The 11,945-nt window shown below is 65.9% G+C and carries 11 protein-coding genes; 5 read left to right on the top strand and 6 right to left on the bottom strand.

Annotated elements, in window-relative coordinates; all coding sequences use genetic code 11:
- The 6 genes from E8F06_RS27100 to paaN all read right to left on the bottom strand — a co-directional run.
- Window positions 1-1,482, bottom strand: a 1,482-nt coding sequence (locus E8F06_RS27100) for an aldehyde dehydrogenase family protein (RefSeq protein ID WP_280372256.1), incomplete at its 3' end; no start/stop codon positions are given.
- A 47-nt stretch (window positions 1,483-1,529) separates the two neighbouring features.
- Window positions 1,530-1,922: a c-type cytochrome gene (locus E8F06_RS27095; RefSeq protein WP_280372255.1), complete on the bottom strand. Its 393-nt coding sequence runs from the start codon at window positions 1,920-1,922 to the stop codon at window positions 1,530-1,532.
- 455 nt (window positions 1,923-2,377) lie between these two features.
- Window positions 2,378-3,298 carry a transcriptional regulator FeaR gene (gene feaR, locus E8F06_RS27090; protein ID WP_280372254.1) on the bottom strand — a complete coding sequence of 307 codons (921 nt, stop codon included), beginning with the start codon at window positions 3,296-3,298 and terminating at the stop codon, window positions 2,378-2,380.
- Window positions 3,299-3,391: 93 nt separating this feature from the next.
- Window positions 3,392-4,315, bottom strand: coding sequence for a phenylacetic acid degradation operon negative regulatory protein PaaX (paaX, locus tag E8F06_RS27085; protein WP_280372253.1), 924 nt, complete (start codon window positions 4,313-4,315; stop codon window positions 3,392-3,394).
- 91 nt (window positions 4,316-4,406) lie between these two features.
- The gene (paaY, locus tag E8F06_RS27080; protein WP_280372252.1) at window positions 4,407-5,006 is read right to left on the bottom strand and encodes a phenylacetic acid degradation protein PaaY; all 600 of its coding nucleotides are present in this window, start codon (window positions 5,004-5,006) and stop codon (window positions 4,407-4,409) included.
- Between the two features lie 25 nt (window positions 5,007-5,031).
- Window positions 5,032-6,717, bottom strand: a complete 1,686-nt coding sequence (paaN, locus tag E8F06_RS27075; RefSeq protein WP_280372251.1) for a phenylacetic acid degradation protein PaaN — start codon at window positions 6,715-6,717, stop codon at window positions 5,032-5,034.
- A 408-nt stretch (window positions 6,718-7,125) separates the two neighbouring features.
- On the opposite strand from paaN, the gene paaF reads away from it, so the two are divergent.
- Genes paaF through pcaF form a run of 5 tightly spaced genes read left to right on the top strand, consistent with a single transcriptional unit; the run spans window position 7,126 to window position 11,897 of the window.
- Complete coding sequence (gene paaF / locus E8F06_RS27070) at window positions 7,126-7,899, top strand: 2,3-dehydroadipyl-CoA hydratase PaaF (RefSeq protein ID WP_077526243.1); 774 nt, start codon at window positions 7,126-7,128, stop codon at window positions 7,897-7,899.
- 44 nt (window positions 7,900-7,943) lie between these two features.
- Window positions 7,944-8,735, top strand: coding sequence for a 2-(1,2-epoxy-1,2-dihydrophenyl)acetyl-CoA isomerase PaaG (gene paaG / locus E8F06_RS27065; RefSeq protein WP_280372250.1), 792 nt, complete (start codon window positions 7,944-7,946; stop codon window positions 8,733-8,735).
- 4 nt (window positions 8,736-8,739) lie between these two features.
- The gene (gene paaH / locus E8F06_RS27060) at window positions 8,740-10,257 is read left to right on the top strand and encodes a 3-hydroxyacyl-CoA dehydrogenase PaaH (RefSeq protein ID WP_280372249.1); all 1,518 of its coding nucleotides are present in this window, start codon (window positions 8,740-8,742) and stop codon (window positions 10,255-10,257) included.
- Window positions 10,250-10,699, top strand: coding sequence for a hydroxyphenylacetyl-CoA thioesterase PaaI (gene paaI, locus E8F06_RS27055; RefSeq protein WP_028627351.1), 450 nt, complete (start codon window positions 10,250-10,252; stop codon window positions 10,697-10,699). Before paaH ends, paaI begins: the two co-directional genes overlap by 8 nt.
- Window positions 10,692-11,897, top strand: a complete 1,206-nt coding sequence (pcaF, locus tag E8F06_RS27050) for a 3-oxoadipyl-CoA thiolase (RefSeq protein WP_280372248.1) — start codon at window positions 10,692-10,694, stop codon at window positions 11,895-11,897. Before paaI ends, pcaF begins: the two co-directional genes overlap by 8 nt.
- Window positions 11,898-11,945: the final 48 nt, after the last annotated feature.

Below are 11,945 nucleotides of genomic sequence, written 5' to 3'. Positions count from 1 at the left end.
GATGCAGACCGACTTCAGCTCGGTGTACGCCTCGATCACCGCGCGGCCGAACTCGCGGCCCATGCCGGACTGCTTGACGCCGCCGAAGGGCATGTTCGGGTCCAGCAGCACGTGGGCGTTGACCCACACGGTGCCGGCTTCGATGCGCGGCACCAGGTTCATCGCCTTGGACAGGTCGTTGGTCCACAGGCTCGCCGCCAGGCCGTACACGCTGTCGTTGGCCAGTTCGATCATCGCGTCCTCATCGGTGAAGGGGATCACCGACAGCACCGGGCCGAAGACTTCTTCGCGCGACACAGTCATCGCGTGGTTCACGTCGGCCAGCACGGTGGGCTGGACGAAGAAGCCGTCGCCCTCCAGACGCTCGCCACCGGCGACTACGCGGGCGCCTTCCTGGCGGGCCAGGTCGATGTGCTTGAGCACGTTCAGCTGCTGCTTGCGCGACACCAGCGGGTTGATCGCCGCGTTCTGGTCCATGCCCGGACCGATGGACAGGCCTTTCACCGCCGCCGCCAGGCCCTCGACGAAGGGCTCGTAGATGGACTGGTGCACGTAGAAGCGCGAGGCCGCGGCGCAGACCTGGCCGTTGTTCAGCAGGCCGCCGAGCAGCGCGCCCTGCACGGCCTTCTCCACGTCGGCGTCGGCCAGCAGGATCATCGGGTTCTTGCCGCCCAGCTCCAGGGCGAAGCGGGTCATGTTCTCCATGCAGGCCACGCCGACGCTCTTGCCCACGGCGGTGGAACCGGTGAAGGACACCTTGCTGATCAGCGGGTGCGACGCCAGGGCGTTGCCCACGGTGCTGCCGCCGCCGGTGACGACGTTGAACACGCCGGCCGGGATGCCCGCCTCGAAGGCCAGCTCGGCCAGGCGCAGGGCGGTCAGCGGGGTTTCGCTGGCGGGCTTGATGACCACGGTGCAGCCGGTGGCCAGCGCGGGCATGGCCTTCCAGGTGGTGATCATCAGCGGGAAGTTCCACGGCACGATGCCAGCGACCACGCCCACCGGCTCACGCCGGGCGAAGGCGGTGAAGCGCGAGCCCGGCGGGATCGGGATCGACACGTCCATGGTCTGGCCTTCGATCTTGGTCGCCCAGCCGGCCATGTAGCGCATGAACTCGACGGTGGCGCCGACGTCCAGCATGCGCGACATGTTGATCGACTTGCCCTGGCTCAGGGTTTCCAGCTGGGCCAGTTCCTCGGCGTTTTCTTCCACCAGGGCGGCGAAACGCAGCAGGATGCGCTCGCGGTCGGCCGGGCGCAGGCCGGACCAGACGCGGGACTTGAATGCCTGGTGGGCGGACTTCACGGCGCGATCCAGGTACTCCAGCGGCGCGTCAGGCACGTGGGAGATGGCTTCGCCGGTGGCCGGGTTCAGTACCGGGGTGGTCGCGCCTTCCGGCAGTACCCACTGGCCGTCGATGAAGCAACCGTGGCGGCGCTCCAGGAATGCCGCCACCTGCGGCAGGATTTCAACCTTGCTCATGCTCGATCCTCATTATCCGTGGGCCGGGCGCTTGCCCGGCGCCATCATTATTTCTGTGCGCCCAGGAAGCAGCCGACCGCGTGACGGCCGTCAGCATCAGCCATCCCGGCATAGGGCATGTAGGTACCGGCGACGAAGGACTGGGGCTGGGCGATGAACTGCTCCAGGCTGTCCAGCTTCCATTCCACCGCTTTGGTCTTCATCGCCTGGGAGTAGCTGAAACCGGCCAGGCTGCCGGATTTGCGGCCATATACACCATGCAGGTTGGGCCCCATCATGGCCGGGCCGCCTTGTTTGGCCGAATGGCACACCGAGCAGTCGCTGCCGAACAGCGCCTCGCCCTTCTGCACCAGCTCCGGCGCGCAATCTGCAGCCAGTGCCGATTGCACCGCCAGCAGTACCAGGAGGCCAGACAGCAGGCCCATCTTGCGTTTGTGCATCAACTCACCACCTCGATCGTCCACAGGCCCGCCCCGCGCGGCGGCAATGGCACGCGCGGAATCAGGGCCGATGTCCGGATTCTCTGTGTTGGGAGGAATCGAGGTTTTTTTGTCTGTGCCAGTCGTGTTGGCAGGGCTGCCAGACAGGTCGCACGGGGATGAAGAAATCTGTAGGGGCGAATTCATTCGCCAAGCAGGACGCAGTCCTGTTGTAGGTTGGTCCGAGGAACGAGGCCCAACAACACAGTCACATTCCTGCAGACTCTGGCTTCCCTCACCCCAACCCTCTCCCAGAGGGAGAGGGGGCTGACAGTGCTGGCCTGCGAGTAACCTGTGTCTCCTGTGGGGGCGAATTCATTCGCTAAGCAGGACGCAGTCCTGCCTCAGGGGCAACTGCGCTGCCCTTGGCGATTGAAATCGCCCCTACAGGGAGATCGCCCCTGAGCGGATCGCGATCAACCCTGGCTGTACTGCTTACGGTACTCGCTGGGGGACACGCCGAAGCGCGCCTTGAAGGCGGTGGAGAAGTAGCTGGAATCGGTGAAACCCCAGGCGTAGCCAAGGGCCGAGAGTTTCTGCTCGCCGGTGGAGTGGCGCAGGCTTTCGGCACAGAAATCCAGGCGGCGGTTCTTGATGTACTGCGCGACCACCAGGCCCTTCTTGGCGAACATGCGGTACAGGCCACGCACCGAAACCCCCACCTCGCGGGCGATGGTTTCCGGGCAGAGTTCCTCGGCGCAGATGTTCTCGTCGATGAAGCGCAGGGTCTTGCGGAACAGACGCTCGTGGGCGTCCTGCTCCACTTCGGCGGCGCACAGGGCCGGACGCAGCAGGCTCACCATCGCTTCCAGGGTCGCTTCGCTCTCGGGCAGGCTGAGACTGTTCTGGTGTGTGGATTCGATGATCAGCCGGTTGGCCATCATCGCCACCGGCGAACTGGCCGGGATGCGCTGGGCGCAGCGCACACCCGAGAAGCGCAGCCCCTGCTCCACGATGTGGCGAGGCACGATCAACGAGAGCTGGCGGGAGTTCTCGTGGTAGACGAAGTCGCTGGGCAGGGTGGAGTCGATCAGGGTGATGTCGCCGGGCGCCAGTTCGATGCTGTTGCCGGCCTGTTCCATGCCGGCACGGCCGGCCAACTGGAAGGCGAGGTAGAAATGCTTGCCTTCGCTCTGCGCCACTTCCTTCGGGGTGCGGTACAGGCGTGCCTGGGCCACGTCGACGAAGCTCAGCTTGATCGCGCCGGCCTTGTGCTCGCGGATGGATCCGGAAAACTCCGAGCCCAGCAGCTTGGCGCCGAAACGCCCGCAGACCTGGTTGATACCCTGCAGCCACTCGTCGAAGCGGTCTGCCCTCACTGATTGTGCTGTCATCATGGCTTTCTCAGCCTCACGCTAGGCGTTGTTCTTGTTATCCGGCGCTGCCGGGTTCACCTCGTCCGTGACTGCCGCCCGCTTGGGGCGACTGCTTTACCTCAATCCACCGAATCGCTGATAAAAGCTCTCTCCGGCATCGGGCAACGGACCATCCGCGGTTTCCAGTGCCGTGTTCAGCCATTCCTCCGCCTTGGCGAAGATGAGTCGGTAGATATTGCGGCACAGCTGGCGCGCCGCGCGGCCTTCCCAATCGCCCGGAAGGAGTTCGTCGGGCAATTGCGGGTCACGCAGCAGCAATTTGCGGTATTCGTGGATCAGCAAGGTTCGAGCCAGGAAGCAGTCGGCCGGCTGCAGGTTCTCCTGCTCGCGCAGGGCCTGCCAGAGCGGGCGGAACAGCTGGATGAACTCGCTGTAATGCGTACCCAGTTCGTCGATGTTCCAGCTCTCGCGAACCTGCATGCGCAGGGCCTTGGAGGCCAGCACGTCCTGGGAACGGGTCTCGAAAATGATGCTGTCTTCAACGGCATCCAGTTCCTGCAGGGTCGCGGTCAGGTCCACCCGGTCGCAGCGCGGATTGGCCAGCACGGTGGGCGAAATCGCACCAAAACCTTGCCACTCCAGCTCTTCACGCACCTGTTTGCGCTTGTCCTGGGGCAGCTGCGACAGCACCACCAGGGACCAGGCACCGTCCCAGGCCGGAACGCTGGAGCTGTAGACCCGCTTGAAGGCCTTCTCGAACCGCCGACGACCGGTGCCGGTCAGGCTGTAGTAACTGCGTCGGCCGACCTTCTCGGCACTCAGCCAGCCTTCCTTGGTCAGGCGGAAGATGGACGTGCGGATCAGCCGTTCGTTGATGCCCATGGGCTCCAGCAACTGGATCAGGCTACCCAGCCAGACAGTGCCGCCGTGCGGTTCGATGGCATCGCCGTAGAGGGTGATGATCAGCGAGCTGGCACGAATGGGCGTCTGCTGCTGGAAGCGGGTGACGAGTTGATCCAAGGGCACAAGCGAAGTCATGGGCATTCTGGAAACGGAAAAGATGCCGAATATACCCGCAGGCTCATCGGCATGACCATCGGGGAACATCCCCGTTGTGCGAAGACCGCACTCATTGCGACGAACTGCCTTTCGGGCGCAGGCCCCGATCGGTTATGCGCGCCCGGTCAGCCTCCACCTCGGACAGCGGCTCGCACGCCACCATATTCTCCAGGCAACGCTGGGCCAGCGCCTGGTACTCGCGGGTACCCGCCTGCTTCCAGGCCACTTCTTCATCGCTGAGGCTGCGCTTGACCTGCGCCGGCGCGCCCATCACCAGGGATTGCGCCTCGCAGCTGAAACCGGCCTTGACGAAGGCGGTGGCAGACACGAAGGAGCGCGCACCAATCCGCGCGCCGTCCATCACCACCGCGTTCATTCCCACCAGCGCGTCTTCACCGATGCGGCAACCGTGCAGCACGGCACCGTGGCCGATATGGCCATTGCGCTCGACTACCGTGTCGCTCTCGGGGAAGCCGTGCATCACGCAGGTGTCCTGGATGTTGGCGCCCTCCTCCAGGATGATCCGGCCGAAGTCGCCCCGCAGGCTGGCCAGGGGGCCGACGTAACAGCCCGGCCCGATGATCACGTCACCGATCAGTACGGCGCTGGGGTGCACGTAGGCGGTGGGATGTACTACCGGGGTCACGCCATCGAGGCTGTAGCAGGTCATCGCAGGGCTCCTTCTTCTTATAGGCTCACGCCGCGCCGTGGCGGCGGCTCTGCACGGTGACGAAGCGACGGGCGACGAAGGCACCATCGGTGATCGAGGCGTTCGCCGCCGGGTTGCCGCCGCTGGCGTGGAAGTCGCTGAAGGCCGCGGACTGGTTGACGAATACACCGCCGTCGAAGTTGACCGACAGGGCCACGGCGACGTCCTGGGACAGCTGCTCGGCCTGGTCCAGAACCGCCTCGTCAGTGGAGTACACGCCCAGGGTCAGGGCGCCCTTCTCGGCGATCACCTCACCGGCCAGGCGCAGGCTGTGCGCGGTGTCGTCGGTGGCGACGACGAAGGCGATGGGACCGAAGCGCTCTTCGGAGTAGGCATCGCGGTCGGCGGCATCCACCTTCAGCAGCAGCGGCGTATGGACACGCGCGCCGGGGAACTGCGGATGCTCGCGGGCCTCGCTGTCCAGCAGCACTTCGCCCAGTTGGCGGCAAGCCTGGATGCGCTGGGCGGTGGCCTCGGACTGGATGGCGCCGATTACCGCACAGGCACGCTCGTTGTCGGCGAGGAAGCTCTTCACGGCGCCGGCCAGGGTCTGGGCGACCTCGTCGAAGCTCAGTTGCTCGTCACCGTTGCGGATACCGCCGCGCGGTAAATAGATGGCCTGGGTGGTGGTGCACATCTGGCCGGAATAGAGGCTCAGGGAGAAGGCCAGGTTGCGTGCAACGGCCTTGATGTCACGCACGCTGTCGATGATCACGCTGTTGATGCCGGCCTTCTCGGTGAAGACCTGGGCCTGGCGGGCGTTGTCTTCCAGCCAGTTGCCAAAGGCGCTGGAGCCGGTGAAGTCCACCAGTTTCACGCGCGGGTCCAGGGCCAGACGCTGGCTTACGGGCGCTTCCGGGGTGTCCACCACCAGGCTCACCAGAGCCGGATCGAAGCCCAGTTCCGCCAACACGTCCTGAGCAACCTTGACGCTCATGGCCACCGGCAGGATGGAGCCGGGGTGCGCCTTGACCAGCACCGGGTTGCCGGTCGCCAGGCTGGCGAACAGGCCGGGATAGGTGTTCCAGGTGGGGAAGGTCGAGCAGGCGATCACCAGGGACAGGCCGCGCGGAACGATGTGCCAGCGCTTGTCCAGCACCAGCGGGTCCTGCTTGCCCTGGGGCTTGGTCCAGCGCGCCGCTTCCGGCACATCAGCCATGGCGCGCCAGGCGTAGGCCAGCACTTCCAGGCCACGGTCCTGCGCGTGGGGGCCGCCAGCCTGGAAGGCCATCATGTAGGCCTGGCCGCTGGTGTGCATCACGGCATGGGCCAGGGTCGGGCTGAGGGCGTTCAGGCGCTGGAGGATTTCCAGGCACGCACCGACCCGTGCCTTCGGACCGGCATCACGCCAGGCCGGCAGCGCCGCCTGTTGGCGCGAAAGCAGCGCGTCGGCGTCGTACTGGTCGTAGCTCACGTTCAGGTCGAAGCCGTAGGGCGAACGTTCGGCACCCACACGACCAACCGACTCCGGACCCACCAGCGCAAAGTGCTGGCCGAGCAACGCTTCGAAGGCCGCCTGGGCACCCTTCACTGCTTCTTCCGGGTACTGCTTGAGGCTTTCCGGGAAGGGCGACCAGTAGCCGCGCTCGCTGATGGCCTGGACGGCGCGCTCGAGGGTGCTGCGATGGTGCTCGAACAGTTCGAGGGCGGCGGCGCGGGCGGTGGTCGACATGGAACAACTCCTCAACAAAGCAGATGAAGCCACAAGGTGGCGCAAAGCGATTCGCTTGATGGTGAATTTTGTATCACATCATTCAACAACATAAAAGCTCATCAACCTGTATCAGATGACGACCGGTCATCGGCGCGCATTACACGCCCTGAATAACCGGAAAAACCCTTTAAATACGGCATTAACATAGGCGAGACAGCACCTGGCAATCTGTCCTTTGGTAGCAAAGACGCAACTCATGAGACACATAAATCATATCTGTCGTTCTTGTTTTGTATCGCTTTGTGGTTATACTCCGGCCAAAGTCGCCCCGCCCTCAGCGCGGCAGACACAGGAACGGACTCCACCCCGAACCCACTTATAAGAGCGGCTCGTAAAAGCCGCGCGTGCACCTGAGGAAGAGTCGACATGCCTCGTACCCTTGCTGTCCTGCCGCCCGAGCAGGGTGTCCGTCTGATCACCCTGCAGCGCCCGGAAGCGCTCAACGCGCTCAATACCGAGCTGTTGGGTGAGCTGGCTGCTGAACTGGATGCCGCCGAGCAGGACGCCGAGACCCGCGTCGTGGTCATCACCGGCAGCCGCAAGGCCTTTGCCGCCGGCGCCGATATCAAGGAAATGGCCGAGCGCGACCTCGTGGGCATCCTCAATGACCCGCGCCTGGCCCACTGGCAGCGCATCACCCGCTTCAGCAAGCCGCTGATCGCCGCCATCAATGGCTTCTGCCTGGGCGGAGGCTGCGAGCTGGCCATGCACGCCGACATCCTCATCGCCGGCGAAGACGCCCGCTTCGGCCAGCCGGAAATCAACCTCGGGATCATGCCCGGTGCCGGTGGTACCCAGCGCCTGTTGCGCGCGGTCGGCAAGTCCCTGGCCATGCAGATGGTGCTCACTGGCGAAGCCATCGATGCCCGTCATGCCCAGCGCGCCGGCCTGGTCAGCGAAGTGACCCAACCCGAATTCACCGTCGAGCGCGCCATCGCCATTGGCCGCGTCATCGCCCAGAAGGCGCCACTGGCAGTCCGTCTCGCCAAGGAAGCACTGCTGAAGGCCGAAGACACCGACCTGGCCAGCGGCCTGCGCTTCGAGCGCCACGCTTTCACCCTGTTGGCCGGCACCCGCGACCGCGAGGAAGGCATCCGCGCCTTCCAGGAAAAGCGCCGCCCCGAATTCACCGGCCAGTAAGCACTGACCGTCCGCCCCTTCGAACTCCATAGAGCGCCAGAGCCATGAACTTCGAGCACATCCTGTTTTCCATCGAGGCTGGCGTTGCCACCCTCAGCCTCAACCGCCCGGAGCAGCTGAACAGCTTCAACGCCAAGATGCATGGCGAAGTCCGCGAAGCCCTCAAGCAGGTGCGCCAGAACTCTGAAGTCCGCGTCCTGCTGCTGACCGGCGAAGGCCGTGGCTTCTGCGCCGGCCAGGACCTGGGCGACCGCAACGTGGCCCCCGGTGCCGCCGCGCCGGACCTGGGCGAGTCCATCGAGAAGTTCTACAACCCGCTGATCCGTGCCCTGCGCGACCTGCCGCTGCCGGTGATCTGCGCGGTCAACGGTGTGGCCGCCGGTGCCGGCGCCAACATCCCGCTGGCCTGCGACCTGGTCCTGGCCGGCCGTTCCGCCAGCTTCATCCAGGCCTTCTGCAAGATCGGCCTGATCCCGGATTCCGGTGGTACCTGGACCCTCCCCCGCCTGGTCGGCATGGCCCGCGCCAAGGCCCTGACCCTGCTGGGTGACCGCCTGACCGCCGAGCAGGCCGAGCAGTGGGGCCTGATCTACCGTGTGGTGGACGACGCCAGCCTCCGCGAAGAAGCACTGAAGCTCGCCCGCCACCTGGCCACCCAGCCCACCTACGGCCTGGCCCTGATCAAGCGCAGCCTCAATGCCAGCCTGAACAACAGCTTCGACGAGCAACTGGACGTCGAACGCGACCTGCAACGCCTTGCCGGCCGCAGCGAGGACTACCGTGAAGGCGTCAGCGCCTTCATGGAAAAGCGCACCCCGGCCTTCAAAGGACGCTGAGCTCATGCCTGCCCTTCACACTTCCGCCCCTGTCGCCGTGATCGGCGCCGGCGCCATGGGTGCCGGTATCGCCCAGGTCGCCGCCCAGGCTGGCCACCCGGTCAAGCTCTATGACAACCGCCCCGGCGCTTCCGCCCAGGCTATAGAAGGCATCGATCGCCAACTCGGCCGCCTGGTGGAGAAGAACAAACTCACCGCCGAGGCCCGCGCCGCTATCGTGGCCCGCCTGCAACCGGTTGAGGCCATCGAGGCCCTGACCGATTCCAGCCTGGTGATCGAAGCCATCGTCGAGAACCTGGAGGTCAAGCGCGGCCTGCTGCGCCAGCTGGAAGAGCTGTGCAGCGCGGATTGCATCCTCGCCAGCAACACTTCGTCCCTGTCCATCACCAGCCTGGCTGCCGGCCTCAAGCATCCTGGCCGGGTGGTCGGCATGCACTTCTTCAACCCGGCGCCGCTGATGGCCCTGGTGGAAATCGTTTCCGGCCTCGCCAGCGACCGCGACCTGGCCGAAGGCCTGTACGAAACCGCCAAGGCCTGGGGCAAGCAGCCGGTACACACCAAGTCCACGCCGGGCTTCATCGTCAACCGCGTGGCGCGCCCCTTCTATGCCGAAAGCCTGCGCCTGCTGCAGGAAGGCGCCGCCGATTGCGCCACCCTCGACGCGCTGATGCGTGACGCGGGCGGCTTCCGCATGGGCGCCTTCGAACTGACCGACCTGATCGGCCATGACGTCAACTACGCCGTCACCTGCTCGGTGTTCGATGCCTACTACGGCGACTTCCGCTTCCAGCCCTCGCTGATCCAGAAGGAGCTGGTGGACGCCGGCCGCCTGGGCCGCAAGAGCGGTCACGGTTTCTACAGCTACGCCGAAGGCGCCGAGCGCCCGCAAGCAGCCGAACTGACCAGCGACGCCAGCGTGGAATCCTGCGTGGTTGAAGGCAGCCTCGGTGTTGCCGAACCGCTGCTGCAACGCCTGGCAGACGCCGGCGTGAATGTGGTCCGTCGTGACGGCGCCGGCGTGCTGCGAGTCGGCGACGCCGTGATCGCCCTGTCCGACGGCCGCCTGGCCAGCCAACGTTCCCGCGAGGACGGCATCACCAACCTGGTGCTGATCGACCTTGCCCTCGACTACGCCAAGGCCAGCCGCCTCGGTATCGCTTGCGCTGCCGGCACCTCGGAACAGGCTCGTGACCAGGTGGTGGCGCTGCTGCAACGCGCTGGCCTCAAGGTCAGCCAGCTCAGCGACATCCCCGGCCTCGCCGTGCTGCGCACCGTGTCCATGCTCGCCAACGAAGGCGCCGATGCCGTGCTGCAAGGCGTGGGCTCGGCCGGCGACATCGATCTGGCCATGCGTGCTGGCGTGAACTATCCGCAAGGCCCGCTGGCCTGGGCCGACGCCATTGGCCTGCCGGCGGTACTGCGCACCCTGGAAAACCTCCAGGCGGCCTACGGCGAAGAGCGCTACCGCCCTTCCCTGCTGCTGCGTCGCCAGGTCGCCGAAGGGAGGAATTTCCGTGACTAACCACGAAGCCCTTTCCCTTGCAGAAGCCTGCGCGAGCGAGCTGTTCGAGCGCGACAACGCCAGCCAGGCCATGGGCATGCGCCTGCTCTCCGTGGCGCCGGGCCAGGCCCGCGTCGGCATGAGCGTGCGCGACGACATGGTCCAGGGCCACGGCACCTGCCACGGCGGCTACCTGTTCGCCCTGGCCGACTCGGCCTTCGCCTTCGCCTGCAACACCTACAACGAGGCCACCGTCGCCATCGGCTGCAGCATCGACTACGTGGCCCCGGCGCGCCTGGGCGACACCCTCACCGCCCAGGCCATCGAACAAAGCCGCAGCGGCCGCACCGGTAACTACGACGTACGCATCGAAAACCAGAACGGGCAATTGATCGCCCTCTTCCACGGCAAGTCCTACAAAGTGCGCGGCTCGGTACTCGCGCAGGAGACCCCTGATGAATGACGCCCTGATTATCGACGCCGTGCGTACGCCTATCGGCCGCTACGCCGGTGCCCTGTCCGCGGTGCGCGCCGACGACCTCGGCGCCGTGCCCATGCGCGCCCTGATGCAGCGCAACCCTGAACTGGACTGGAGCGCCATCGACGACGTGATCTACGGCTGCGCCAACCAGGCCGGCGAAGACAACCGCAACGTCGCGCGCATGTCCGCCCTGCTCGCCGGCCTGCCGGTGACCGTGCCGGGCACCACCCTGAACCGCCTCTGCGGCTCCGGCCTGGACGCCATCGGCAACGCCGCCCGTGCCCTGCGCTGTGGCGAAGCCGGCCTGATGATCGCCGGTGGCGTGGAATCCATGTCCCGCGCACCCTTTGTGATGGGCAAGGCGGACAGCGCCTTCTCCCGCCAGGCGGAAATCTTCGACACCACCATCGGCTGGCGCTTCGTCAACCCGCTGATGAAGGCGCAGTTCGGCATCGACTCCATGCCGGAAACCGCCGAGAACGTGGCCGAGCAGTTCAACATTTCCCGCGAAGACCAGGATGCCTTCGCCCTGCGCAGCCAGCAGCGCGCCGCCGCCGCCCAGGCCAATGGCCGACTGGCGAAGGAAATCGTCCCGGTGGAGATTCCCCAGCGCAAAGGCCCGGCGAAGATCGTCGAGCAGGATGAGCACCCGCGCGGCGACACCACCCTGGAACAGCTGGCCAAGCTGGGCACGCCGTTCCGCCAGGGCGGCAGCGTCACCGCCGGCAACGCCTCGGGTGTGAACGACGGCGCCTGCGCCCTGCTGCTGGCCAGCAGTGCCGCGGCCAAGGCCCACGGCCTCAAGGCCCGCGCCCGCGTGGTGGCCATGGCTACCGCTGGCGTCGAGCCGCGCATCATGGGCATCGGCCCGGTACCGGCAACCCGCAAGGTGCTGGAACTGACCGGCCTGTCGCTGGCCGATATGGACGTCATCGAACTCAACGAAGCCTTCGCCGCCCAGGGCCTCGCCGTCCTGCGCGAACTGGGCCTGTCCGACAACGACCCGCGTGTGAACCCCAACGGCGGCGCCATTGCCCTCGGCCACCCGCTGGGCATGAGCGGTGCGCGTCTGGTGACCACCGCGCTGCACGAACTGGAAGAACGCCAGGGCCGCTACGCCCTCTGCACCATGTGCATCGGCGTGGGTCAGGGCATCGCCCTGATCATTGAAAGGCTCTGAAACGCAACAACCGAGATCTGAAAAACGGGTGAGGAGTATCCTCTCCGT

The organism is Pseudomonas sp. BN411 (genome assembly GCF_029871235.1).
In the GTDB taxonomy this organism is placed as follows: Bacteria; Pseudomonadota; Gammaproteobacteria; order Pseudomonadales; family Pseudomonadaceae; genus Metapseudomonas.
This window is presented reverse-complemented; position numbering and strand designations above follow the sequence as displayed.

Bases quoted from the DNA above. Each gene is read 5' to 3' on its own strand.
- paaF (WP_077526243.1), top strand. From the start codon at position 7,126: ATGCCTCGTACCCTTGCTGTCCTGCCGCCCGAGCAGGGTGTCCGTCTG.
- feaR (WP_280372254.1), bottom strand. From the start codon at position 3,298: ATGATGACAGCACAATCAGTGAGGGCAGACCGCTTCGACGAGTGGCTG.
- pcaF (WP_280372248.1), top strand. From the start codon at position 10,692: ATGAATGACGCCCTGATTATCGACGCCGTGCGTACGCCTATCGGCCGC.
- paaN (WP_280372251.1), bottom strand. From the start codon at position 6,717: ATGTCGACCACCGCCCGCGCCGCCGCCCTCGAACTGTTCGAGCACCAT.
- paaX (WP_280372253.1), bottom strand. From the start codon at position 4,315: ATGACTTCGCTTGTGCCCTTGGATCAACTCGTCACCCGCTTCCAGCAG.
- E8F06_RS27095 (WP_280372255.1), bottom strand. From the start codon at position 1,922: ATGCACAAACGCAAGATGGGCCTGCTGTCTGGCCTCCTGGTACTGCTG.
- paaH (WP_280372249.1), top strand. From the start codon at position 8,740: ATGCCTGCCCTTCACACTTCCGCCCCTGTCGCCGTGATCGGCGCCGGC.
- paaY (WP_280372252.1), bottom strand. From the start codon at position 5,006: ATGACCTGCTACAGCCTCGATGGCGTGACCCCGGTAGTACATCCCACC.
- paaG (WP_280372250.1), top strand. From the start codon at position 7,944: ATGAACTTCGAGCACATCCTGTTTTCCATCGAGGCTGGCGTTGCCACC.